The following is a 2235-nucleotide window of genomic DNA, read 5'->3' as shown; positions in this document are numbered from 1 at the left end:
CCAATAGGGAGATTGCCATGTCGACGGGCCACGAGGCCACAAAAGTACACGAGTCCGCGGGCTGCCGTCCTGCTGAAACGGCACATATGAGCGAGCGGCCCAAGGGACGCGCCGATCGCCGCTATTTCATCGGCGGCTCGGACGCCCGGATCATCATGGGCGATGACGAGGCCGCGCTCACGCGGCTATGGCGGGAGAAGCGGGGCGAGGCGGAGCCCCAGGACCTGTCCGGCAACCTCATTGTCCAACTCGGGGTGGTCACCGAGGACCTCAATCGGCGCTGGTACGAGGCCAATTCGGGTCAGACTCTGACCGATGTGCAGCGCCGGGTCTTCCATCCGACGCTGCGCTGGATGGCAGCCACCTTGGACGGTCGGGTTGAGGCAAGTGGGGCCGTGTTCGAGGCCAAGTTCATGCTCCCCTGGTACTTCTCGGAAGAGGCGGCAGCCGTGAAATACATGCCGCAGCTGCAGCACAACATGTGGGTCGTTGCGGCCAGGAGTGCCGTGCTGTCGGTGATCACCGGGGGCGGCAAATGGGTCGAGATCACAGCCCATGCCGATCCGCTCTACCAGCACCTCATTGTCACCGCCGAACGAAAATTCTGGCGCTGCGTCGAAAGCGGTGAGCCCCCTCGCCTATTTGGCGTCGAGCCGCCGAAGCCCCGCATCGAGGCGGTGCGCATCGTCGATATGAGTTCTTCGAACGCGTGGGCGGAATTCGCCGCAGTCTTTTCGCGGACGCGGGCGGCGCATCTCGAACATGAGCAGGCCAAGGCCGAGCTCAAGACGCTGGTGCCTGCAGATGCAAAGGAGGCGACCGGCCACGGCATTCGGGCCAAGCGCTCGAAATCCGGTGCCGTCAGTTTGGACCTCCTCCGCGTGGAGGGCAGCGATGCAGCGGTCCAGTAATTCGATTGCCAGCCTCGCCGCGGCACTTGCCAAGGCTCAGGTCGAGCTGGTCAACCCAGAGAAATCGCTGGTGGGGACCATTTATGCGGACGGCGCGGGGCAAGAAAGGCGCTCGTTCAACTACGCGTCGCTGGCGAGCGGGCTCGATATCGTGCGCACGACGCTTGGCCAGCATGAGATTGCGACCGTACAAACAACCGCGATCGACCAGAGCGCTGGTGTCGTCAGCCTGACAACCGTGCTGGCGCATTCTTCTGGAGAATGGATCGCTTCTGACTGGCCGGTCTGCGCCGTCAGCGATACCGCGACGCCGCGCCGGATGGGCGCGGCCCTGACCTACGCCAGACGGTATGCACTCTTTGCACTCGTGGGTATCGCCGGTGAGGATGACCTCGACGCTCCCGATCTGCAGATGCCGCCTACTCAGGCGTCGGCGCCGAAGAAAGCCAAGGAAGGACGAAATGGCCATCTCAACGGCGGACGCACTCCGTCTCGCCATGACGCGAACGGCCCCGGCAAATCTCTCGGACCACAGGAATCCAGTCAATTACGCGAACGCCTGCTTGCCGAACTCGACGCCCTCGGCTCCGCCGATGATGCGACAAACTGGGCGCACCGGTGCCTGCCCGAAAAAAACAAACTGACGGCAGCTGATGCCGCACTCGTCGAGGAGGCGTTCCGAGCAAAGCTGGCCGGCTTGGCTCCCCCCGCGGAAGAATCCTTGCTCCACGCCCCTGAGACGCCTGAGCAGTTTCCACCATCGCATGGCGACTATCCAGAAAAGCCCAACAGGCGGCGGCGATCCAAGGCGATCGATAAGTCCGCTCTCGCGTTGGCGGTGCCGCGGCGGGTTCGTGATCGGGAGCACGTCAAATTCGTCGCCGGGCGCCCCTGTCTGATCTGCGGACGGCAGCCCTGTGATGCCCACCATCTGCGCTTTGCTCAAAGCCGTGCGCTAGGCCGCAAGGTCAGTGATGAGTTCACGGTGCCACTATGCCGAGGCCATCATCGCGAGGTCCACCGCTACGGCGACGAAGCCGAGTGGTGGGGCAAGGTCGGCATCGATCCGATTGGGAGTGCCCGCGCCCTTTGGCTGAGGACGCATCCGCTGCCGCCCGTTTCGGACAAACTGGTCATCGAAGACGTTGCGATCACCGCCGACAGTGCCGATCAGAGCGAGGCCGAGCGCCTTCGGCCAGCCAGGAAACAGGCCCCGAATTACAAAACAAAGCCAATCATCGCGGCAGGGTCTGCATGACATCCTTCAAGCAGGTCCAAGCCAATCGATGCACTTGACGTCATGTATCCTGAAGGAGACTGATGC

General features: G+C 63.3%; 2 protein-coding genes. Both read left to right on the top strand.

Going from position 1 to position 2235, the window contains the following annotated elements:
• Nucleotides 1-86 precede the first annotated feature (86 nt).
• Nucleotides 87-911 (top strand): YqaJ viral recombinase family protein, encoded by an 825-nt coding sequence (locus WB528_RS28480; protein WP_423892823.1) that lies wholly within the window; start codon nucleotides 87-89, stop codon nucleotides 909-911.
• On the top strand, nucleotides 895-2169 hold the full coding sequence (locus WB528_RS28475; RefSeq protein WP_423892821.1) for an ERF family protein: 1275 nt from the start codon (nucleotides 895-897) through the stop codon (nucleotides 2167-2169). The genes WB528_RS28480 and WB528_RS28475 overlap by 17 nt, the downstream gene beginning before the upstream one ends.
• The last annotated feature ends 66 nt before the right edge of the window (nucleotides 2170-2235 follow it).

Source organism: Bradyrhizobium sp. (assembly GCF_049586575.1).
In the GTDB taxonomy this organism is placed as follows: Bacteria; Pseudomonadota; Alphaproteobacteria; order Rhizobiales; family Xanthobacteraceae; genus Bradyrhizobium.
Note: the sequence above shows the minus strand (reverse complement) of the source record. Positions and strands in the feature narration are given on the sequence as shown.